General features: G+C 45.2%; 17 protein-coding genes. 3 read left to right on the forward strand and 14 right to left on the reverse strand.

Features of this window, described 5'->3' with window-relative positions; all coding sequences use genetic code 11:
* Positions 1-75: 75 nt before the first annotated feature.
* From L0992_18130 to L0992_18190, 13 genes are all read right to left on the reverse strand, one after another.
* Positions 76-1,389: an HlyD family type I secretion periplasmic adaptor subunit gene (locus L0992_18130; GenBank protein ID XGB69945.1), complete on the reverse strand. Its 1,314-nt coding sequence runs from the start codon at positions 1,387-1,389 to the stop codon at positions 76-78.
* Complete coding sequence (locus L0992_18135) at positions 1,382-3,568, reverse strand: ATP-binding cassette domain-containing protein (GenBank protein ID XGB69946.1); 2,187 nt, start codon at positions 3,566-3,568, stop codon at positions 1,382-1,384. Before L0992_18135 ends, L0992_18130 begins: the two co-directional genes overlap by 8 nt.
* On the reverse strand, positions 3,565-5,202 hold the full coding sequence (locus L0992_18140; GenBank protein XGB69947.1) for an ABC transporter: 1,638 nt from the start codon (positions 5,200-5,202) through the stop codon (positions 3,565-3,567). Before L0992_18140 ends, L0992_18135 begins: the two co-directional genes overlap by 4 nt.
* 152 nt (positions 5,203-5,354) lie before the next feature.
* Entirely contained in the window at positions 5,355-5,990 is a 636-nt protein-coding gene (locus tag L0992_18145; protein XGB69948.1) for a CatB-related O-acetyltransferase, read from the reverse strand.
* A 403-nt stretch (positions 5,991-6,393) separates the two neighbouring features.
* Positions 6,394-7,449, reverse strand: a complete 1,056-nt coding sequence (locus tag L0992_18150; protein ID XGB70376.1) for an NADH:flavin oxidoreductase — start codon at positions 7,447-7,449, stop codon at positions 6,394-6,396.
* Positions 7,450-7,757: 308 nt separating this feature from the next.
* A complete protein-coding gene (locus L0992_18155; protein ID XGB69949.1) occupies positions 7,758-8,393 on the reverse strand; it encodes an SDR family NAD(P)-dependent oxidoreductase in 636 nt (211 codons plus the stop codon).
* Between the two features lie 274 nt (positions 8,394-8,667).
* Positions 8,668-9,357 (reverse strand): hypothetical protein, encoded by a 690-nt coding sequence (locus L0992_18160; GenBank protein XGB69950.1) that lies wholly within the window; start codon positions 9,355-9,357, stop codon positions 8,668-8,670.
* Positions 9,357-10,520 carry a TonB-dependent receptor gene (locus tag L0992_18165; protein XGB69951.1) on the reverse strand — a complete coding sequence of 388 codons (1,164 nt, stop codon included), beginning with the start codon at positions 10,518-10,520 and terminating at the stop codon, positions 9,357-9,359. Before L0992_18165 ends, L0992_18160 begins: the two co-directional genes overlap by 1 nt.
* Before the next feature lie 93 nt (positions 10,521-10,613).
* Complete coding sequence (locus L0992_18170; GenBank protein XGB69952.1) at positions 10,614-11,426, reverse strand: crotonase/enoyl-CoA hydratase family protein; 813 nt, start codon at positions 11,424-11,426, stop codon at positions 10,614-10,616.
* Positions 11,427-11,642: 216 nt separating this feature from the next.
* Positions 11,643-13,637 (reverse strand): Fe(3+)-hydroxamate ABC transporter permease FhuB, encoded by a 1,995-nt coding sequence (gene fhuB / locus L0992_18175; protein XGB69953.1) that lies wholly within the window; start codon positions 13,635-13,637, stop codon positions 11,643-11,645.
* Entirely contained in the window at positions 13,637-14,590 is a 954-nt protein-coding gene (locus L0992_18180) for an iron-siderophore ABC transporter substrate-binding protein (protein XGB69954.1), read from the reverse strand. The genes fhuB and L0992_18180 overlap by 1 nt, the downstream gene beginning before the upstream one ends.
* Before the next feature lie 91 nt (positions 14,591-14,681).
* Positions 14,682-16,805, reverse strand: coding sequence for a TonB-dependent siderophore receptor (locus tag L0992_18185; protein XGB69955.1), 2,124 nt, complete (start codon positions 16,803-16,805; stop codon positions 14,682-14,684).
* A gap of 204 nt (positions 16,806-17,009) precedes the next feature.
* Positions 17,010-17,918 carry an AraC family transcriptional regulator gene (locus L0992_18190; GenBank protein XGB69956.1) on the reverse strand — a complete coding sequence of 303 codons (909 nt, stop codon included), beginning with the start codon at positions 17,916-17,918 and terminating at the stop codon, positions 17,010-17,012.
* 219 nt (positions 17,919-18,137) lie between these two features.
* On the opposite strand from L0992_18190, the gene L0992_18195 reads away from it, so the two are divergent.
* Complete coding sequence (locus tag L0992_18195; protein ID XGB69957.1) at positions 18,138-18,896, forward strand: siderophore ferric iron reductase; 759 nt, start codon at positions 18,138-18,140, stop codon at positions 18,894-18,896.
* A gap of 75 nt (positions 18,897-18,971) precedes the next feature.
* Positions 18,972-19,757, forward strand: a complete 786-nt coding sequence (locus tag L0992_18200) for an ABC transporter ATP-binding protein (protein ID XGB69958.1) — start codon at positions 18,972-18,974, stop codon at positions 19,755-19,757.
* Between the two features lie 97 nt (positions 19,758-19,854).
* Here the strand turns inward: L0992_18200 and L0992_18205 are convergent, their stop codons facing one another.
* Entirely contained in the window at positions 19,855-21,048 is a 1,194-nt protein-coding gene (locus L0992_18205) for a multidrug effflux MFS transporter (protein ID XGB69959.1), read from the reverse strand.
* 271 nt (positions 21,049-21,319) lie between these two features.
* On the opposite strand from L0992_18205, the gene L0992_18210 reads away from it, so the two are divergent.
* Entirely contained in the window at positions 21,320-22,411 is a 1,092-nt protein-coding gene (locus L0992_18210; protein ID XGB69960.1) for a PQQ-dependent sugar dehydrogenase, read from the forward strand.
* Positions 22,412-22,549: the final 138 nt, after the last annotated feature.

Here is a 22,549-nt window from a genome sequence, read left to right on the forward strand (position 1 = left end):
GCACGCAATGTGCTCCCTTGTTAATGATTGTTTCTTGTATCGCTTTGAGCAAAGAGACGGTAGTGATTCTTTGAGTTACCTTTCTCCAAATGCAACGCTGATATTGGTGTAGATCGGCTTCCAAAGGTATTGGAACACCGACTTCTCGCCCGTCGTAATATCCACCTCACCCGTCATTCCGGGAAGAATAGAAAAGCTTTCAGGGTTATCACGGAAGTATGGCGTTTCAACAGACACCACCACTTCATAATAAATTTCACCTCGTTCACTTTGGCTTGTAGTCGGTGAAATGCTTTCAACCTCGCCTTTTAAAGCACCAAAACGGCTGTAATCAAACGCATCAATCTTGATTCGAGTCGGCTGGCCTACGTTCACGAAACCAATGTCTCTCGGTGATAAGCGAGCTTTAAAATCCGCTTTACCACCAACAGGAACAATCTCAACCACTGTCCCGCCCGGTTGAATAACACCACCGTTCTGCGTACTTGGTAGGCTTTGCACTAAACCTTGTAGCGGTGACACTAACATGGTGTTCGTCAATTTCGCTTGGCTTGAACGCACCCTTGCATTCAATGCAGATAAGTCAGATACCGCTTTGGATCGATCATCACTGACTTTCGCCTTCGCCTCTGCTAAAAGCTGTTCAATTTTTTGCTCCGTGCTGTCGGCTTGCTTGATTAACACTGCTTTCTTACCACGAGCTTCTTCGATTTTCTGTTCAATACTGGCCAGTTTTTGTCGCATTTCAAGCACACGTAAACGTGAAATGTTACCCGCTTTATACCCCTTCTCCAGTATGATCAACTCTTGCTTGGTCGCATTCAGCTCTTTCTCGTAGCTAGGTAATGACTTATCTACACTGCGAAGCTGCTCTGCAATCTGCTCGCTCTCTTTCTCAAGTACCACGCGCTTTTGAAAATAGAGGGCTTTTTGTGCATTTAACTGCGCTTTTTGTTGACTAACAATCTCTGGATAATCAATCTCAAATTCAGCAAGGTTTGGCTCACGTTGTTCAAGCAAAGCATTCATACGCTCTACACTGGCGAGAAGTGTCACTTGTTGAGATTTCAATTCATCAAGAGCAGTACGTTGGAAGGTCGCATCAAACTCAACAAGTGGCTGACCTTTCTCGACCAGTTGACCTTCTTTAACGAGAATTTGCTTTAACTTACCGCCAATCGCGCTTTGTAATACTTGCTTCTCGCCTTCTGGAATTACTGCGCCTTTGGCTTTGGCAATTTCATCAACTTGGGTGACTACAGACCAAGTGGCAAAAGCGATAACACATAAAGCAACTGACCACGTCGCCAATGCCAATGTACGAGCCGTATTTTGTGATTCAACAAGTTCACCGTAGCGCTTGCCCTTCTCGATAGGTTGTTTAGCCATTAGCGACTCCTTGCTTAGACTCTGATTGTTCTTGTTGGGCTGCATCTTGCTGAGCAGACGGCTCTTGTTCTTGGGAAGCTTGAGGCTCTGAAGGCTGTTCCTGCTCCGAAGACTGTTCCGGCTCTAATGGGCCAGCATAAACAACAGCCCCCTCATTTAACACCACGACTTTATCAGCGAGCTTAATCAAGTCTGGATCATGCGACGTATAGATCACCGTTGCTTTTCCTTTCTTTGTCGCCAAGAACTCACCGAATACACGTTTAGCATTGGGATGACCATCAGGCACCGGGTTGTCCATTAGGAACATCGGGTAGTCATACACCAAAGCTTTGGCGTCAATGAGGATCTGAGCGACAGTGCCTGACAACATGTCAAACAGGCTATCCGGCTGGATACTGCTGATAGAGGTATCCAACCCGTCTGGTAATGTGGAGAACCAGCGCTTGCCCCCAACCATTTCAATGGCTGATATCATTTTCTGCTCTTCAACTTTATGCCCATCGCTCAGCCACTCTCGAATACTCAATGTAAGTAAGTCGGGGTAAGCGGCGCGAATGAAACACCAATGTCGATAGAGCTGCGGATCGTACTGAGCAAGGTTTACCCCTGTCAGCTCTACCATGCCGTTCTGAATAGGCTGTAAACCAGACAACACTTCAATTAATGTCGATTTGCCACTGCCGGAGGGGCCAGTGATCGCCACAATATCGCCCGCTTCAACATCAAAACTTACCCCATTCAATGCAGGGCGACTCTGTTTAGGGTAACGGAGAGTCACTTGATCTAACTTCAAGTTCGGAGCGACCGTTGGCAATGGGTGATGCTGGTAACTGAATTCACGTTCAGACGGCTGAGACAGAATACGATTTACCTGAAGCTTAGATTGATTAAAGCTATTAAAACGCATCGCACTGTTTGCCAACACCTGCGCAGGCCCTGTCACTTTGGAAATCAACATCATTGATGCAATCAAACCGCCGGGCGTCATCACTTGCTCGAAAATAAGCCCAATACCTAAGCCCATAACAGCCAGTGTTGAACCCACTCCAATGAAGTAATAAATCGAGGTGTATCGACTTTGCAGAACCGATTGATTAAACGTCACCGTAGAGGCAAGCAGATTGGCCTTTTGGAAACGTTGAATCCAGTGCTCTGAAAACCCAGCACTACGAATAAAGGCAAGCTTAGACGTCAACTCATTCGTCATATTTTGACGATTAGTGCCCGCTACCGTCGATTGCATTGACCGCTTACTACTCGAACGTATCGAACGCTTAGCTAACAGGTAATACAAAACCAAAGAGACGATTGGAACCAGTACCAGCCATCCACCTAGCACTCCTATCGCAAGGACAAAAATGGCAATGAAAGGCAAATCAAACAAGGCATTACCGAGTGGTCCTGATAACACACCTGAAATACGTTCAGATAGCATCACTTGGTTTTGCTGACTAGACGAGGCCATTTGCTGGTTTTGAGCATAGCTATTTCTTAATAATCGCTGCACAAGGGATTGAGATATCTCGCGGCTGACTCGGTTAGACACAGAAGCAAACACTCGACTGCGCAATGTTCTTAACCAGCCCATCATAACAAACAACAAAGCTGCACCAATAGCGATACCTTGCAGTTCGTGCCCAGCATCGCCACCAATAACATGGTCATAGATCGACATCGTGATGAATGGCACTGCGAGAGCAAATAAATTGGTGATAAAGCTAACCAAAAGCAATTTAGGAATGATAGGACGAAAAGCATGTAACCGTTCACCAACCCAATCCGGAGAAGCCTTCTCCAATGGAGCCCCTTCAATCACAATGCAAAATTGAGGAACCTCTGAAACGTCTTCATTGCCATCAACAGCCACAAACTGTTTTGAATCCAAGTGACCAGAAACCAATTCACTTTCACTAAGAACTAGGAGAACTAATTTGTGATCGCCCACCTCATCTAAGTTAGCAACCAAGCGATATGGCAATGCAAGCCTATCAAACAGGGCAAACATATCATCAATCGATTCAATACCGTTCTCATCAACCCATTGGCGAGCGAACAGTTGGATATTCGCATTAACTTCCAACTCCTTGAGCACAGAAAGGCTTTCAGTTTCCAGTCGGTTCATCGGCTCATGTTGACCGTCTGTTTCGTCATGGCGATTAGCATCTAAACGATTCATGCAATGACCTCCTGCTGATTAGTAGTGTCTTCGGCAATCGAACCGTTTTCTACTGTAATTGTTCGACTCGCTAGTTCGCGAAGTTTTGCATGATAGCTCACCATCAATATGGTGCGCCCTGCCAATACTTCTTCTTCCAGCACCTTAACCAGGTTACCGAGAGCATTGAGGTCTAGCGAGGAATCCGGTCTTTCTAGCATGATAATGGGCTTGCTACTCGCTAATTGGGCCGCAATATTGAGCATTTTAATGTTGCCCATACTCAACAAAGAGGCACTTGTATGACCGATTTGTGTTTCTAACCCATCAGGTAAACGCGTAATTTCTTTGGTTAATCCCAAGCGCACAGCGTAATCATTGGCGCTTTGTGTTCTCTCAGGATCAAATCCACACAAATTGTCCAGAATCGTACCTGAGACTAACTGCCCTTTAACCCCGCAGTAAGCTGTAGCTTGAGCGACAGATGCAATAGAAACGGCTTCGCCATTAATGAAGCACTCACCCGCGGCTAAATCATCAATCCCTGCTATCGAAGACAGTAAGTGACTATTGATGTGGCGATCTTCACTCACTAACAACACCAGCTCGCCTTTATTTAGCGTCACATCCGCACTGGCGAGTTCACCATACCTTTCAACGGTAGCTTGTTTGATCTCTAGAGCCTCAAAGTCAGAGAAGTTCAGCTCAGAACCAGCGGACTCAGACAGTGATAAGTCCCCTAACTTTTCAATTGCCTGATTGGCACTATGGATTGAATTAAGCTTGATTCGAACCCCAACCAGAGCACTCAGAGGCGCCACAGCTCTACCCGATAAGATGGAGCATGCTGCTAACCCACCCGTGGTCAATTGACCATCCAATACCCACAAGCTCCCGGTAATCACCAACAAGACAGAAGTCGCTAATGCGGCAAGCTGAATACATTCTTGGGCGAAAGCGTTCTGTTCTTCTTCTTTGGCTTTGGATTGAGAGCGGATATTATTGAGGGATTTAAACTGATTAAAGATTCGAGACTCAACGGCCTGACGTTTGATTCCCTGAATGGTTTGGCTCAGCAAAATCAAGAACGCTTTTCGCTCCTGCTCATCTTGAGAAGCTTCCTCACTTAGACTTTTAACGCGAATAGAAGATAACCAAACGATTCCGAGAGTAATCAGCCAAACTGCCAAAGGTATTGCCACCAGCTCACCACCGATGTAAGCCACCAAGCCCAAGAAGATCAATGCAAAAGGCAAATCAATAAAGCCTGCAATCACACCGCCGGAATACCAATCTTTAACTTTGGATACTGAGCCGAGCCCTTCTTCTACACCGCCAACACCTAAATGACGAAGATGACCTGATGAAGCGTTAGTCACCCTTTCAACCAAGGTTTGATAAGTCGCTTTCTCGGTATTACTGGCCGCGGCAGACAAAAGCCAAGTGCGCACAAAACGTATGAGTGCTTCCATGGCTACAGCTAGAGTCGCCCCCGCTAGAAGCAGTGTGGCTGTACCATAGCTTTGGTTGGGAAGAATACGATCGTAGATCTGGAGAACCGTTAATGGAACGGCCAATGACAAGAGGTTAATAAGTAAAGAAGGCAGTAAGACTTTCCTTACTACCCCTTTATTTTTTACTGACGTTACAGGCATACACAATCCTTATCCATGCTTATGAAATAAGATTGGTACACCATATTGGGTATTGCAAGGTAACGACCTGATTTAACGTGTTTTTCAATATAAATATGACACAAGTCTTTCTACACAAATCCGTGACTATACCTGTACCTTAGAAACGCCCCTTACAAACCATTGTCGTAATCCGTTATCGCCTGCTTTAACTTTGAAAAGTTTGAGTTACATAAATACGGTTTCAGTGCTTCAAACTTCTCTTCTGGCCAGTCGTATATCTTCATTGAGATCAGCTCTTCGATAACAGCCTTATCGAAGCGATATTTAACGACTTTTGCAGGAGAACCACCAACAATACTGTAAGGTTCCACATCTTTGGTTACCACGCTGTTTGCAGCGACAACCGCCCCTTCTCCAATGGTTACGCCCGGCATGATCATGGCTCTCATGCCTAGCCAAGCGCCATCTTTTATATGCGTGTCACCTTTACCTATGTAGGCTTCTTCGATCACATCCATAAATGGATACAAAGAAAACCAATCAACACGGTGGGTGTGATTGCCGCCCATAAGGATCACAACCTCGGCTCCTATACAGACATAATCCCCAATGTAGAGCTCATCGATTTCCCAACGAGGCTCCCACTGGCGGCTAACTTCGTCACCATGCAGATAGCGAACGACAGAACGCTCAAACCCATTATCCCAGCAATCGCTGTAATAACTGTGTTGACCCTTGATGTGAATGTTGGGGTTGGTAACGACTTCATGGAGCAGTTCGAATTTAGACCAATGCTTATTTTGCATCTCTACCTCTGATTAAATTATTCGTTTTATTTCGGTTTAAATATCAAAAAATCGACAATGTTTATCTAAGGTGCACAAACGCATTCCCCATCAACACAGAAGTTAAAGGAGGTGAATAGTCAGTATCACACTTAAATCGTAGCAATGTCGCTAAAACGAAAAAGGCGTCAGTGGATTCGAGGTTGCTTTAAGAGAGGAAGTAATTTCACGTGGTACTCAGTGTAGTAACGATAACTCGGTTGGAAAATTTATAGGTGAATTGTATCTGTTTAATCGCACTAATTTGACAGGGATATGTGATTTATAAGTTTTCAAATATCAGTTCATGTAGAGTCAGAAAACAAGAGCCTGCGGTATTACACAGGCTCACGTTTAGATTCATGCTTAGCTATGGGTTAAGTAACTACATTTTAGCTAGCTGCACTTTTCTATCTTTGTTTACCACACAGAAGTTACCGCGCTTAGTACGACACTTAGAACATCTCTCACACTCTACAGGGCTTCGATCGCCCTCTTTCCAGCGTTTGATTAGATGAGGCTCAGATAATAGAGGTCGAGAAAGTGCAAAGTACTCAATACCCGTATTATTAGCGATCTCTTCAATAGCATCAAAATCCGTTAAGCCGCCCACCGTGATAACAGGAATGTCGACATCTTGGCTAATTGCATGGCCATATTCATGGAAGTAACCTTCAGCTTGGATGGTAAACCCATCATGTGACTCGCCAATCATGGTGTCGGCTTTGCCATGAATGTTGCCAGACACCACAATGCCATCAACGCCAATTTCTTCGAGCTTTTTACACACTAAGCGCGTTTCATCGAAGGTCACACCACCCTCGAAAAACTCAGAAGCGGTCAGCTTAACCAAGATAGGGAAATCCTCACCCACCAGCTTGCGTGTTGCTGTGTAGATCTCAAGCAAGAATCTCATACGATTTTCTAAGCTACCGCCGTATTCATCTTCACGCTGGTTGTAGTAAGGGCTTAAGAACTGGTTGATCAAGTACGTGTGTGCCGCATGAATCTCAACACCATCAAAACCCGACTGTTTAGCTCTTAGTGACGCTTTGGCAAACGCATCAACAATGTAGTCGATCTCACCTTTGGTCATCGCTTTGCCCAGTGTTTGAGTTCCTTTTTCAGGAACCTCACTCGGTGCAAAGATCACTCGCTCGCCAAGGTCATACGTGGTTTTCGTACCGCCATAAGCTAATTGCATCACGATTTTAGAGTCGTTGTCATGAACCAGTTGGGTTAGCTTTTTGTATTCATCGATAAACGAGTCGTTATACATACCCATCATGCCAGCATTCGGCTTTTCTTCTTTAACGATGTTTGCGTAACCCGTGACGATCAAGCCAACCTCACCTTGAGCCAACTCTTCATAGATAGCGTAAAGTTTATCTGTCATATGGCCATCTTCGGTCGCCATATTTTCCCACGTCGCACTTCTCATAAAGCGGTTTTTAAGCGTCATGGTGCCAATGCGGGTTTCTGTAAACAAAGTACTCAAATCTATTCCTCACTCAATCGTGTTACGCAAGTGCCCATCTAACGGGGCTGATTGACGCGGATACTACAGAGAATATGACAAGCAAAACTTAATCTAGATTAAGAGAGCGGCACTCTTACATAAGAAACAGGCACATTTGCTTGGAATAGAAGGACGTTGAGGACGAAAACAAAAAAGCCGTTCAGTGAGGCTAAACGGCTTTAGAAGTTTATGACAAGGTAGATATACCTCTAACTAACACTTGAAAAGAGTTAGCCGTATTTAACAGTAGGGTCGATACATTGGTACACTTGGCCGATACTCGCTTCGTTCGCCAATAAGGTTTCAATAAGACGAGCCACTTCTTGTCGGTAAATCAGACCATGCACTTCCACTTGTTGAGAAAGCTCACCATTGCCAGTCACTTCACCGTCTAACAAGCCACCCGGGCGAAGAATCGTGTAATCAAGCGAGCTCGACATTAACCAAGCTTCCGCCAATGATTTTTCACGAACTGCAGCACCAAACCCTTTTCTTGAGCGCTCTGATAGGTACTGCCATGAATCACCACAACCTAACGACGTCACTAGCACAAAGCGTTTGATTTCATTCGTTTCCAGAGCATCAATCACATGTCGGTGACCGATGTAATCAACCGGAACATCCGCTCTAAAACTGCCCATGCTTGAAACAACCAATGCCGATTTTGGTAACTCAGCAACCGTCTTTTCCACTTGTTGCTTGTCGGTCGCATCGCAGCTCAATGAAGTTACGCCAAGAATCGCCAAGCGCGGGTTCTTCTCTGGGTTTCTAGCAATCGCAATCACTTCAAAACCTTGTTGATGAAAGTGCTCGACCATTGCTGCACCCAAACCGCTACCTGCTCCCCATACTACGACTGTACTCATAAATACCTCAAAAAAATCATGTTGTTCCTAATATTAACGACACAATCTAATCGGTTCTTTCGCTTAGATCAATAAATGCGAATAAGTCTCAATATTAAAGCATCATCCATAAACCAACTAATGTTTAGCGAGATTCAGTGGAAGCCTTAGCAGATAATAGGGATATATCGACATAGGAATGATGCAGCAGAAACACAAAAAGCGCTGGATGTAAGTCCGCCTAAACAGGCAACCTACACTCAGCTTTTTTATTTATGGGGAAACGGGTTGATGCTTAGTTGAACTCATAGGTATAAGATGCGCCAACACTGTTATTTTCACCGAAATCATCCTCAGCAAAGATAGTGAAGAAGTTGAATGACTGGGCATCACTCAGCTTATAGCTAGCGCCGACACCCGTCCAGTAGCCTGAATAATCATCAGAGCCCATTGAACCGCCACCAAAGCCCATGATTGACCACTCATCGGTAATCGTTTTTAGGCCAAACGCACCAATGTAACCGCCATGTGTTGAGCTTGGCATCAACACATAATCAGAACCCACATTCTGATCATCAAACACCGCCACTTCACCATCGTTATAGCTGTACCCAGCCATCGGGAAGATTTGCCAACCGAACGGCTCAATATCAAAATAACTCAACGGAACAAATGTCCCGATACTGTAGTTGTTCTTATAAGCATCGTTGTCGTATTCAGAGCGGCTAAAATTGAAGTTGACGATACCCAAAGGCAATAGCCATGAACCACCCACTCGCCACTCTTCACCATCAGCATTGACACGAGCGTTGATCATTCGTGCTTCATCAAGCCCGATAGAGCCCGAGAACTTTAGCTCTTCGTTATAAGCAACGCCCGCTTTGGTTACGATCTTAGTCGGATCATCAGGATGCTTCTCTTCAGCCAAAGCACCCGTTGAACCCAGTATTACCGAAGTAACAATTAATAGATTACGTAATGTCATTAGAAGGTCGCGCTAACACCGATAAAGTGGATACGACCATCGAACGAACCATCAACCATAAATCGGTCCATATCAACTGAACCTAAATCTGCGTATTCATAGAACACATCAATTAAGATGTCGTCCCAATAGGTAGATGCACCTACAGAGTAGCGGTACTGTTCACCAACAGGTAAGTCAACATACTGCAGTGTCGGATCATCTTGCGGAGAAGTTTCATAAGAGAAGCCCGCTTTTAAACGCCAATCAGAGTTCAATTGGTAGTCCGCACCGACTGCAAACTTCCACACATCGTCCCAGTCGCGCTCGATTGGAATCCCACCAAATTGAGAGCCAAAATCTAAAACTGTCGTATCCCACTCACTCCAACGGTGTAATTGAACACTTGCCAGTAGATCTAATTGAGAATTCAATGCATAGCTCGCACTCACATCTACAATTTCAGGAAGCGCTATATCGGTAGCCAAAGAGTTGAGTACGCCAAAATCTGTAGGGCCATTTACATCATTATTGAATTCATGCTCCAGTTTAGAGCGATAGCTTGCGCCTAGTTTTAGGTTGTCCGTCGGTGTGTACATGACACCTAGGTTATAACCATAAGCCCAGTCAGTATCCTGCTTTATCGTTAATGCAGATGTTGTTTGTTGTAACGCAGCCCAACTTAATTGAATACCTGCACCCACTGACCACTGATCATTAAGTTGGTAACTCAGTGACGGGTTCACTTGCATCGCTGTGAGGGTAATATCTTCAAGTAAAGGGCTTCCAGCCCATTCGCTACCGTAATCTAGGCTAGACCCCCCTACTGCACCGAGCGCGATACCAAGGTGTAATTTGTCAGTCACTTGATGAGCGTGAAAGGCACCGAATGACGGCATTACAGAATGAGCTTTGCCGTTATCACTTGAGTCTAGGTTGTCTTGATATTTCATCTCAAGATCAAACGCCATGGTGTTGATGGTGGTTTTGCTTTCGCCCATGTGAGACATGGTGGCAGGGTTCGTCCACATCGCAGCAGCAGATCGGGTGTAAACACCGTCACCAGCGCCAGTAGTACCAGCGTTGGCAACAACGGCCTCTTGTAAAAACAGACCACTTGCGAAAGCGTTCAAACTGGTAAATATTGCGGTGGCAGCTAGAGAGTAGGTAAAAGTTTTGTTCATCAGAGTGCTCATTCAGCCTTAGACATTAAATTGCGCTAAGGTTACCGCAAAGCCCGATAAACAAAGGGAATATTGATTATTCCTGTACAAACACTATTTAAACTTCCTAGCCACATAAGCGCGTGGTTTGTCGCTATGAATCTCACGCTGAGCGGCGATCGCTCGGTTCTTACCTAGGGCAACTTTAATCTGATACCAAGTCTCATAAAACAAGGCGATGCCGGGGCTAGACCACCAAGTTTTGTTATAGAGTTTCTTATTGGCGGCGACCACATCTGGCGATCGATTCGCACACTCCAGTGCCAAGGCATAAGCTTCCGCGTACGGATCTTCGGCTATTTTTGTGACAAGCCCATATTCTTTGGCAGTCTCACTATCGATCACCTTAGCGGTCATCGCCATTTCTAGGGTGTGATCTTTTCGCATCAGCTCTCGGAAGGCAATCGCACCACCCATATCAGGAATCAAGCCCCACTTGGCTTCTAGGATAGAAAAGTTGGCGTCTGGACTGGCGATTCTAAAATCTCCCCCACTAACCAGTTGCAGGCCTCCTCCCCAACAGCGGCCATGAATCGCAAAGATGACGGGGCATGGAATATCTCGCCAACCTAACGAAAAGCGTTGCGCAGCATTTGGTAATGTCGGTAACCATTTGAAAAGAAGCTTCATCGCGCCTGATTTACTGGTCAGCAAAGACTTCACATCAAGCCCTGAACAAAAATCGGCCCCATTGCCCTTCACTATCACGGCGCGAATCTCGGTGTTCTTTTTCAGCTGATCCACCATGTTGTTCACCCCTTGGAACATCGCCATATCAATGGCATTCAGCTTATCAGGGCGATTCAACACAACCGTTGCGATCTGGTTTTCATCAATAGAGCAAGTAAGGCGTTCAAGTTCAGGCATTTGGTTATCCAATTAAGTGGTCAGACCTTTAGCGTAGCCATCTTAATCGCATATGCAAAATTAACGCTGTAGAAGCGAGATCTGTGTTGGCTAACGCTTTATCTAGGAAACACAGAACTCAATCAAAAAAAGGCAGTGATGGATGATTCCAATCACTGCCTTTCATACTTGTTTCTGTGAACAAAGAACTTAGCGCTCAGCTGGCCAACCGCGAACTTAGGCTCTTCGAGATTTCAGTAACAAGAAGATAAAGTAACTGCCACCAATAATGGAAACTAATGTGCCTGCCGCAAGCTGTGCTGGGAACACCACCACTTGCCCTAACCAATCGGCGAATAGCATCAGTGCTGCACCAATCAAAAACGATAAGATGATCTGCTCACGAACCAAACGAGCACCAACCATGACTGCTATATGTGGAGCTAGTAGGCCAACAAAGGCGACCGGTCCCATGGTGGTTGTCACCATCGAACATAACACCGCGACAATACACAACAGAGCCACATAAGCGATGGTGATATTCAGCCCTCTAGCACTCGCAAACTGGCGGCCAGTCGCAATTAACGTCACCCAGCGACTCAACAGTAAAGCTACCCCAATACAAACGGTGATCACGATAGCCATAATCGTTGCCGCATCAGGTTCAACACGATACGTAGAGCCTGCCAACCAAGCCAATAAGGTGTATTTCCCCTCACCAACTCGTGTTAAGGAAAATTGCACTAAAGCCTCTAACACCGCGGTCAGCGAGATACCGGTCAGGATTAAGATCGACGGTGCAAACTGATGCTTCTTACCAAGGAACAGCAACAAACAGAGCGCAATCGCACTGCCCAAAAACGCAACCCAAGGGCTTAGCGAGTGAATCGAGTATCCCATAAACAGGCTACTGAAAATCAGCGCTAGCACCGCACCTGCCGATACACCCAGAATGTCTGGGCTCGCAAGTGGGTTATAAACCAACCTTTGTAAAATCACACCTGCTACTGCCAAACCGCCACCAGCGAATATTGCGGTTAACATTCTAGGCCAGCGAATAGACCATTCAAATGCATCTGGGACAATGAAGTAACCCATGTCTGAAGAAGGCTGTGACAATGTGCTTAACGCCAGTAAACCGGAGATCATCGCGCCCAACAAGAAATAAGCCAAAGGTGAAATAGACTTTGGCCCTTTAGGCATCGAGAAAAACAGCTGATCTTGGGCTGACATCTGCTTACGAGCGATAATAATCAAAGCTGGAGCGCCGATCACCGCGGTTGCCGTTCCTGTTGGAATCATATCCAAAGACCATTGCGCCAAGAAAATCGCCAAGCTGTCGGTCACACAAAGCAACAGTGCACCTAACACGCAGCTTGCGATGAGTTCAGATTTCGCCTTTAAAAAGCCCAAATGTCTCGCGATGTTTGGCGCAATCAAACCAATAAAACTGATCACACCCACCGAAGTAATCGACACGGAAACCAACCAAACGCCAATCGCCATGAGTACAAAGAAGGTCGTACCGATGTTAAGACCACGTGCCGCAGCCCCTTCAGTGCCAATAGAAAGCAGAGTCAAAACTCTTGGAGCCAACAGGAAAATGGCAAAGATTGGCAGTAACTTAGGCATCAGCCAAAGCACTTGTTCCCAACCGTTCTGTCCGAGATCGCCTGCTCCCCATACAAACAGGTTCTGCGCATACTGGTCGTTAAGTAAAATAATCGCAGTTGCAAATGCACCTAGCAGTAAGTTAACCGCCATGCCCGCCAAAACAATTGGCAAGCCGCTCATGTTTTTGATGCCAACAATGGAGACAATCAGCCCCATGGCAAGCAGCGCCCCAATTAACGCGAACCAAACGGAATATTGAGCAACCAACATTGGCGCGACCACGTTAAGAATGACCAGACCAAGCCACGCCCCTGATGATGTTCCGAGTGTAAGCGGAGACATCATGCGGTTTTGCGTTAACTGTTGGAACAAACTACCTATGGTACCAAGTGTTCCACCAACTAGAATCGCCATCACTAAACGAGGTAAGTTGACATAAATTAATGCCATCAACTCGAATGAATCATCGACCATTTTATTGAATGTAACGATGTCACTGATCTGTGAGACTTGCTGAAACAACTCACCAATAGGGCCAAATTCAGACTGGCCTAACCATAAATGAATAAGGGCGGCGATAAATAGTACCGCCCCCATCATCAAACCACTGGATTTCATTACTGCTCCGCTAACGTCAACAACGATTGCGCCATCGCTTCTGCGTTATACAAAATCGACATAGCACCGCCGTAGCTCCAACTTGCTGCTACAGGGCTAAATTGACCATTGCGAACGAAAGGCATGCTCTTCCAAACCGGAGAGCGATCTAACTTGTCTTGATATGGGAAAGGTTCAAAGTAAAGCGCAATGCCACCCTTAACATTTTTTAGCTCGGTCATACGTTTTTGACTGATGCCCCACTGACTCGCAGGAAGATTCATCGCATTTTCAAAGCCTAGCTGCTCAAGCGCATATTGCGGAATCGAGTTATCACCGTATATGTAAACCGAAGTCGTGCTCGCAAAACGGAAAGACGTCACTTTCGGCTTGTCGCCCGGATACGCTTTATCTAGTTCAGCTTTTAAAACTTCAAGACGCTCATCCATCGCAGCCAATTTGTTGTTCGCTTGTTCTTCTTTACCAAGCAATTGCCCTATCTTCTTGAAGTTATCGATAGCTGCCGCCGCATTGCTGTGCTGTTCACTGTACGTTTGGTAGTAAAGTACTGGCGCGATTTCTGAAAGTCGCTCCTGAAGATCTTTCTGAGGTGAAGCGATAAGAATCACATCTGGGTTTAGCTTCTTAAGTGCAGAAAAGTTAGGTTCAGTTCGAGTGCCAATATCCGCCACACCTTCTGGAATCGCAGGTTGAACAACCCAATCGCTATACCCTTCAATATCTGGCACCGCAACTGGCGTAACACCGAGTTCGATCACTTGCTCTGCAATATCCCAGTTAAGCGCTGCCACTTTAACAGGCTGAGCTTCAAGGGTTTTGATCCCCTCACTGTCTTCGACTTGGAAATCCGCCATCGCATTAAACGATAAAGCACTCGCTAACATCGTTAGAACGAGTTTGGTATTCAAATTTTTTACTTTAGAAAAATGAGAAGCTATTGGTTTTAAGCTCATATATTTGCCTACTTAATCTAAATTCGATATTTCTACAAACGACAAAAGCAGCCCAGAAAAGGCTGCTTTAAAATTGGGAATGCTAACTTAGTTAGAATTCATAGTTCACGCTTAGCTCTACAGACTGCTCAGCACCGAACCAACAGTTCGATTGGTCGTAACACGCGTAATATTCTTCGTTGAAAATATTGTTCACCGCTAGATTCGCTGTTGCGCCAGATAGCGTATCGCTTGCAGCACCCAAATCATAACCCACCGACAAATCAACAACCGTGTAAGACGGAACTTTACCTTGAGTATTGCTTGCGTCCATTTGCATTTCGCCAACGTAACGAGCACCTGCACTGAATCGAGATCCTGCTAGCATGCCGTTAAATACGTTGTAGTTAGCCCACATGTTAGCTGTGTGTTCAGGTACATAGATTGGAGTCGTACCTTCTAAACCGTTGCTAGAGTCTTCGGTAATTTCCATATCAACATACGTGTATGAAGCCGCAATATCGAAGTTTTCTGTCGCAAACCAACGTCCAGATAGTTCTGCACCTTGCGATACCACTTCACCGACTTGGATTCTTGGACCATAAACATTTGTCGGGTCTGTCATCAACATGTCTTGCTTAACAATATGGAATAGAGAAACCGTTGCTTCTTTCGACATATCGTCAGACAGGTATTTCACACCAATCTCTGCTTGTTGTGCGTTCTCTGGATCGAACTCATTGCCCGCTTTATCAACACCCGGAGCTGGTTCAAAGCTCGTCGCATAGCTTGCAAACGGTGCTAAACCATTATCAAACTGATACAAGCCACCTAAACGGTAAGTGAACTGCTTGTGATCAGATTCATGAGCGTAGTAATCACTCTCAGATTTGTAGTGATCAAATCGCGCGCCCGCAATCAGTACTAATGCGTCCAGACGAACTTGGTCTTGAACGTAGAAACCTAACTGACTTGACGTCGTATCATCTAAGTATTCGTTTTCTTTAGTAACATCACTACGGTCAAGCAGATCGTTGTTAGGGTTTAATGGATCAAAGCTATTAAAGCCACTGCCGTTCGCGCTGTAAGCTGAGTAGTTAACATTGCCATCTAGGTCTTGGTAATCTAAACCAAGCAATAAGTTATGTTCTACTGAACCAACATTAACGATACCGCTCAATTGGTTATCAATAACAAACCCTTTAAAGCTCTCATCAGTAGAGTACAAGTAACGGTCTAGCTGGTTCGGCGTACTTGGATCGTAGCTCACATGGTAAGTGTTCTCTTGATATAGAAATGCGTCGGTATAGCGAGCATTCTGTAAGAACGTCCAATTGTTACTGAAGTCATGGTTAATCTTATAGCTAACCATTAACACTTCACGTTCGAATTTACTCCAGTTCTTGTCACCCATAGAAACAGATGGATCGCTTGCTTTAAGCACATCGAGTGGCATTGCCGAGTTGATGCCCATTGAAGGATCATTCTGGTAGTAGAGATTGAAGTTGATTAATGTGTTATCGGTTGCTTGCCAGTCCACAGAAGGAGCAATTAAGTAACGCTCTTCTTCTGCATTATCAACTTGGCTGTCTTGCTTGCGAGCAAGTGCGATCAAACGGTAAGAAAAATCACTGTCACCAAACTGACCTGTAGTATCAATAGAAGCTTCTTGAAGATTGCGAGAGCCTGTTGCTACGCCAACTTTAGTCGACGATTCCGTTTGCGGAGCTTTAGCAATCATGTTCACCATACCGCCCGGTGGCATTGCGCCATAAAGCACAGAGGTAGGCCCCTTGAAGATCTCTACTTGCTGCATTGCGATCGGATCAATCTGCGGTTGTAAGTTCCAACCATTCAAGAATTGAAGTGAAAGACCATCGTAGTAGTTAACGTTGTTGGTAGCAAAACCACGGATAGAGTAAGAATCAAACATTGCTACGGAACTACCGCGGTTTTCAGTTACAACACCCGGTGCATAACGAAGGGCTTGATTCAAAGATTGAACACCTCGTTGCTCTAACTGTTCTTCATCAATAACGGTAATACCTTGAGGCGTTTCTTCTGGCTCAAGTGCCGACTTAGTCGCGGTATTACGATAGGCTTTACCCATAATCGTAACAGTTTCTACATTCGAATCTGCTGCTGTAGCTGTCTCTTCCGCCAAGGCTTGCGCTGAAAATGCAGTGAGCAACGCTACTGCAAGTGATGAATACTTAAAACGAGTGTGAGTGGTCATGATTCCCTCGGTACCAATACTTAACATAAATAATAATAAATCTCATTTGCATTGTATGTATCTATGAATGGGATAATTAACAATTTGGTGCAAACTCACAAAGAACTTGGCCTATTTTCAATGGAATTAGGTCAATTGCTGATTAAAAGCACAATTGACCCTATTTTAGATGAGGTTTAACGAAAGGGTGGAACGAAGGTATGGTTAGGATTTAGTAATAGGAACCCAGTATTCCATGACAGCATCTGTAGCACGAGCTTGATAGGCTAATGGGTATACTTCAAGCTCATAACCATCAACACCTCGATAACCAGAACTCGGCAGCCAGTTAAGTACAAACCAACTCAGAGTGTGCCTAAGGTTCTCAATCGGACCACAGTGCTTAACCACGGCGTAGGTTTGCTTTGGAATGGTTAATACGTCTAACTTATCAGAGATAATGCTCGGCAATTGAGGAATTGAAATCTCGTCATTAAGCTCTACTCCGGCCCAATAATGAATATTGGTACCATCAAAGCAAGATTGGGTCAGGTCAATAACACCAATAAACTGAAGTGCGTTATCGTCTGGCAGGCTCACTTCGCCTTCCAAGCGCGACCACAATTGAGGGACTTTCTCTGCAAAATCTTGTGTCAGTGAAAACAAGCCGCTTATTTCGGAGGTAATACCTTTAACAAGGAATGACTCTCTTTCATCAATGCGTACCTCAACAAAGCTCAGCGGTCCGTTATCAGCAGCGCTAACCGTTTCAGATACTTGTATCGGCTTTCTAAGCCCTGCTCTTTTGCCCGCTTTTCTATACTGACTAGGACTGGAGCCAAACATCTGCTTAAAGGAACGGCTAAAGCTAATTTCTGAATTGAATCCGAGTTCAAGCGCGATATCGATCACTCGCTCTTTGCTGTCCAACAGTTCTTCAGCCGCTTGGCTTAGCTTCAACTCTCTCACGTAGTTTGCCACGGTCAGTCCCGTTTCAGCTTGAAACACTCTTTGCAGCTGCCAGCGAGACCAACAGCTCTGTTTCGCAATATCTTCTAGCGATAGTGTCGAGCTAAGGTTCGCATGGATATAAGCCAATACGCGGCTAATACGGTCAAATGCAGGTGTGTTCATAGTCAAGCTTTCAAACTCTCGGTAGTGGCAACAACATATTAGATTCAGAAATACTTTTTATCATTTAAAGCGACTTTTATCACTTAAAAATGACTAAGGCATGCTCAATTTATAAATATCTTATATAACGACTTCTCCGAGGGTATGCTCCATTTTGTATGGTTATCCTCGATAAGGTTCGCTATGATAACGAAACTGATTCTCATTTAATGGTTTAAGATGCTTTCCCAGCTGCACAACATCATCACTCGTCGGAGAGCCCCTTCTCTACACCAAAAAATCTTCGCTTACTCTAAACAAGTCACGCCTTATCTAAGCGGCAGTTATGGTTCTCTGAGCAGCAGAAGCATCGCAATGACGAATGATAAGAGCCATATCGAGATCAAACGTGTTTACGATGGCTTAGCGGAAAATCACACAGAAGCAGGTAAAGCTTATTGGTTAACCCGAACTTGGGATCTAGTCTGCTGGCAACCCATCTATGTGACCTTCGTTTCTATCTACGGCCTTCACTCGCTGCCTGATATCAAGAATATCGGTCAGTTTAGGTACAAAGAGTTCGTCACAGGATATCGCTTCTTTAATGGTGATCATCAACACGGCTCACCTGAGGAATTGATACCTAAAGCGGGCGAAGCCATACTTGCACTTACTGAGTTTTATCGCAGCCAAATAAGTGAATGGACACGCATCCGCCCTGGTTTTACTAACCATTTGTTGGCGGATCTGCTTTTAGGCAGTTTGATCAAATTGCAGCAACATGAACCGAGCCTGACCAACGAATACATCACTGCACAAGCTAAGCTTTGGTTAGACGCATGCCAACTGCCTGAAAGTCACTTAGACAGCCTCAAGGTCGATGCCGATTCTGGGATGCTTAAACTGATTAGAGTCAGCTGTTGCCTAGTCTACAAATGCGACTCTAGGAAGTATTGCGACGATTGCCCTAGACACCCAGACAACAAGAAAACCGCTTAATTTCACCCTCTATTTTTAGAGACCAATAAAGCTGCTTTTATTGAGCAGTTTTATTGGTCTAAAGACAGGACTGACATGTTTCAGCTTTCAAACATCAAAATTGTTCGTGATGAGCGAACCATTCTCTCAATTGACGAGCTTTCTATTCCGACCAATGAGCTTACCGTGGTTCTTGGTCACAATGGCTCTGGTAAATCGACATTGGTTAACTTGCTTTCAGGACAGATGTCGCCAGACTACGGCACTGTTGAATTAGACAATGCGTCTCTTTCTTCATTAAAAAGCAAAGACTTAGCCAAGAAGATTGCGTATTTGCCACAAAAGCTCCCTGCTTCTGCTGGCTTAACGGTGGAAGAACTGGTTCGTTTAGGGCGTTTTCCTTGGCGAGGCGCGTTAGGTCGTTGGAACTCTGAAGACAAATCCATCATCCAACAAGCGATGGAGAGAACGGGCGTCGCTGAGTTTTCACAGGCGTTAGCGGACGATTTATCCGGCGGTGAACGCCAACGTGCGTGGGTCTCTATGTTGCTTGCTCAGCAGTCTCCGGTATTGATCCTCGATGAGCCAACATCAGCACTGGATGTTCATCACCAATTCCAACTGATGGGTTTACTGTCTGAACTGAACAAAAAGCAAGACGTTGGCGTTATCGTGATTCTGCACGACTTGAACCTTGCACTGCGCTACGCGACACACATTGTTGCTCTGAAGAAAGGCCAAATTGCATTTGAAGGCAGCGCCGATAAGTTACTTGATGAGCAGGCACTGTCTGAGTTGTATGAGTCCCCTATCCGACTGATCGACCACCCTGTTCCAGCCAAAACAGCCGCAAGCGAGAAAGTTGCCGTGGTCTGCGAATAGCTTATATTCTGGCAACTTAAAACCAAACGCTGAACATTAAAAAGGCCATTGAAATTCATCACTTCAATGGCCTTTCCTGTTTAAATTAGCTAACTCATTAGCTCAGCTGAGAATCTCTGGCTTCTTGACTACTAAAACCACGCAAAATATTAAATAATGTAATCGCGGTGAATAACGCGATGACCAATGACAAATGCCACGCCTCTCCTAATCCAAGCTTAACCAAACCCATACTGACAATCGAAGACACAACCATTTGACCACCGCCCGACATCGCTGCAGCCGCGCCTGCATTCTTCTTGTATGGCAGCATCACCAAAGCCTGAGCACAAGGCAGTGCAATACCATTACCGAGTATCATTAAAAACTGACCAATCATTAGATACAAAGGCTCAAGTGGGCAAAAGAAAAGCCACAACGCAGCAGAGATGTGTAACACAGGCGTGCATAACAGTGTTTTCTTATTGCCTAATATTGGGCGGATACGGTTACACAAACTTGTCCCGCCAAGCATGCCCAACGCTGGGATCACCGCCCACATCGCGTATTCGTCGGACGTCATGCCGATCTGGTTCTGCATGATAAATGGCATCACCGACACAGTGGTGATCATCAAACTAAAGTTAAGCCAGCCAATGCTCGCAAAGCTCATAAAGTAGCGAGAAGTGAGTAGCTCTTTGTATTGCAACGCCATTTTCTTCGGTGAAGGAATCGCAGAGAAATGAGTAACGGTTTCTTTGAATTTGAACGCCAATACCACCCAAGCCAATGAGACATACCCAAGTAGCGAGATGAATACCATACTCCAGCCAAAGTGGAAGTTGATAAACCCACCGATAACAGGCGCAATCAGAGGAGTGATAGACGCCACCATGGCGATATAAGACATCGCCAAGGGTAAGTCAGATCCACTGAATCTATCTCGTGTGGAAGCGCGAGCAAGCACGGCACAACAGCCCGTACCTAAGCCTTGCAGGAATCGCCCCATCACCATACTGGTGAATGAATGGCTGAAGAAGATGATCATCAACAGGCCAAGCATGGCGAGCAACAAGCCACTCAACAAAACCTTTTTACGTCCTAAAGCGTCTGAAATTGGGCCATAGATAAACTGAGATGGACCAAAACCCAACAAATACACACTCACCAGAAGCTGGGCTTGCTCTAGCGAGACATCAAAATCTTTGGCAATCCAAGGTAAAGAAGGAAACACCAAACCCATGCTGAGTTGGCCAATACTGATGACCAAACACGCCAGTAAAATCGACTTAAAATCGAATCGACGGCTCATGATGCAGCACGCGGGGTTACAAAGAGACTTGGGTCATCAACCTGACAACATGAAGGTGCATAAAGTAGTGAGCATGTTGCAGGTGTGGTATTCATGGTGCTCCGAGAAGAATCAATTAGAGTTTGGCAGGGTAAACATACGTGAGCTTGTATAATCATACAATAATGACTGCACTAAATATGTGAATAGTGACTTTTCACATTCCTTAACTTTCCGCCTGTCGTTCAAACACGCTAGACTAACATTAGTTCGTAATAATGAAGGGACTTCAATGAACACTCATCACCGCATTCTCTCCTCTGCACTTGCAGTCATCGCATCAGGTGTCATCGCTTCATCCCCAGCGTTTGCATGGCAGGCTGAGAAGATCACAGATGGTCTCGTAATCCCATGGGGCCTAGCTTATGTCGATGACGACTCTATGCTTCTCACAGAAAAAGCAGGCGTCATTAAACACATTGATTTGAAGTCAGGAGAGCAAAATACACTGTTCAGGCTACCCAACGTATGGGCAAAAGGCCAAGGTGGCCTGTTGGATATCACGCTATCCCCTTTTGAAGAAGACAAGTTCTATGTTACCTACAGTAAAGACGTCGATGGCGAAGGCGTAACCACACTCGCTTCTGCCACATACAAAAATGATGAAGTGTCCAATTGGCAAGATGTGTTTGTTTCTAAGTCGAGAACTGACACAGGTCGTCACTTTGGGAGCCGCATTACCTCTGATGATAGTCATCTGTACTTTTCCATTGGCGACCGTGGTGACCGAGACAATGGTCAAAACACCTTAACCCATGCTGGCTCGATATTGCGGCTAAATACTGACGGGAGCATACCAAGCGACAACCCTTTCACCGATAACGACAAGGTTCTCGACGAGATTTGGAGTTTCGGTCACCGCAACCCACAAGGGCTTTTCTATGATTTTCCAAGTCAAAAGCTTTGGTCTATTGAACACGGTCCCCGTGGCGGTGATGAAATCAACCTAATAAAAGCGGGAGCCAACTACGGGTGGCCAGTTACTTCGCACGGCAAAGAGTATTGGGGCCCTATCAGCGTTGGTGATTCGGAAACCAAAGAAGGCATTGAAGCACCTAAAAAGGTATACATTCCCTCAATCGCACCGGGAAGTTTGATCGTCTACCAAGGCGAAAAGTACCCAGAACTGCAAGGTAAACTGTTGGCAGGGGCACTAAAACTTACCCACATCAATATCGTCACAGTCAACGAGCAAGGTGAGGCAATAAAAGAAGAACGCATTCTAGAAGACTTAGGGGAAAGGATTAGAGACATCGAAACCTCACCAAGCGGCGACATCTATTTTAGTACTGACAACGGCAACCTTTACCGACTGAAAAAATAGCCTGATCTTCTTTAAAGTAGAGACACGATACTGACAACGAAATTTATAAATAAAGCCGTTAAAACTGGGCTCAAAGTCCAATTAACGGCTCACTTACCGCAAAATAAAATGTGCCAAAACAGTGCAACGACTCTAATT

The organism is Vibrio pomeroyi, assembly GCA_041879425.1.
Taxonomy (GTDB): domain Bacteria; phylum Pseudomonadota; class Gammaproteobacteria; order Enterobacterales; family Vibrionaceae; genus Vibrio; species Vibrio pomeroyi_A.

What these genes read in the sequence shown, in the direction of transcription:
- L0992_18205 (XGB69959.1), bottom strand. Translation starts at nt 21,048, where the DNA reads ATGAGCCGTCGATTCGATTTTAAGTCGATTTTACTGGCGTGTTTGGTC.
- L0992_18180 (XGB69954.1), bottom strand. Translation starts at nt 14,590, where the DNA reads ATGAGCTTAAAACCAATAGCTTCTCATTTTTCTAAAGTAAAAAATTTG.
- L0992_18165 (XGB69951.1), bottom strand. Translation starts at nt 10,520, where the DNA reads ATGAACAAAACTTTTACCTACTCTCTAGCTGCCACCGCAATATTTACC.
- L0992_18160 (XGB69950.1), bottom strand. Translation starts at nt 9,357, where the DNA reads ATGACATTACGTAATCTATTAATTGTTACTTCGGTAATACTGGGTTCA.
- L0992_18130 (XGB69945.1), bottom strand. Translation starts at nt 1,389, where the DNA reads ATGGCTAAACAACCTATCGAGAAGGGCAAGCGCTACGGTGAACTTGTT.
- L0992_18200 (XGB69958.1), top strand. Translation starts at nt 18,972, where the DNA reads ATGTTTCAGCTTTCAAACATCAAAATTGTTCGTGATGAGCGAACCATT.
- L0992_18185 (XGB69955.1), bottom strand. Translation starts at nt 16,805, where the DNA reads ATGACCACTCACACTCGTTTTAAGTATTCATCACTTGCAGTAGCGTTG.
- L0992_18150 (XGB70376.1), bottom strand. Translation starts at nt 7,449, where the DNA reads ATGAGAAGTGCGACGTGGGAAAATATGGCGACCGAAGATGGCCATATG.
- L0992_18145 (XGB69948.1), bottom strand. Translation starts at nt 5,990, where the DNA reads ATGCAAAATAAGCATTGGTCTAAATTCGAACTGCTCCATGAAGTCGTT.
- fhuB (XGB69953.1), bottom strand. Translation starts at nt 13,637, where the DNA reads ATGAAATCCAGTGGTTTGATGATGGGGGCGGTACTATTTATCGCCGCC.
- L0992_18170 (XGB69952.1), bottom strand. Translation starts at nt 11,426, where the DNA reads ATGCCTGAACTTGAACGCCTTACTTGCTCTATTGATGAAAACCAGATC.
- L0992_18135 (XGB69946.1), bottom strand. Translation starts at nt 3,568, where the DNA reads ATGAATCGTTTAGATGCTAATCGCCATGACGAAACAGACGGTCAACAT.
- L0992_18210 (XGB69960.1), top strand. Translation starts at nt 21,320, where the DNA reads ATGAACACTCATCACCGCATTCTCTCCTCTGCACTTGCAGTCATCGCA.
- L0992_18190 (XGB69956.1), bottom strand. Translation starts at nt 17,918, where the DNA reads ATGAACACACCTGCATTTGACCGTATTAGCCGCGTATTGGCTTATATC.
- L0992_18155 (XGB69949.1), bottom strand. Translation starts at nt 8,393, where the DNA reads ATGAGTACAGTCGTAGTATGGGGAGCAGGTAGCGGTTTGGGTGCAGCA.
- L0992_18195 (XGB69957.1), top strand. Translation starts at nt 18,138, where the DNA reads ATGCTTTCCCAGCTGCACAACATCATCACTCGTCGGAGAGCCCCTTCT.
- L0992_18140 (XGB69947.1), bottom strand. Translation starts at nt 5,202, where the DNA reads ATGCCTGTAACGTCAGTAAAAAATAAAGGGGTAGTAAGGAAAGTCTTA.